Source organism: Acinetobacter sp. 24-47-62 (assembly GCF_056779765.1).
The window spans coordinates 1-202 of the sequence record NZ_JBWYIN010000058.1; the positions used below are offsets into that span (position 1 = coordinate 1).

A 202-nucleotide genomic window follows, 5' to 3' on the forward strand; every position below is an offset into this window, starting at 1 on the left:
TATGCTGCTTCAGCCGCCTCTACTGCCTCTGTCGCTTCTTCAAGTGCTGCAACTGCATCATCCACACCATCTTCGTTTTCATCATTTACTGCTGGTAAGGTGATGTCGACTAGATCATTTAAACGACCTTGTAGCGCATCTTTTTCTGCTTGTACTGCCTCAGGTAACGCTGTCACTTTTGTTTGTGCTTCTGTTTTCGCAG

Annotated in this window: 1 protein-coding gene; it reads right to left on the reverse strand. The window is 46.0% G+C overall.

The features are described 5' to 3' along the window. Positions 1-202, reverse strand: a 202-nt coding sequence (locus tag AC1M87_RS14880) for a GA-like domain-containing protein (RefSeq protein WP_481594138.1), incomplete at both ends; no start/stop codon positions are given.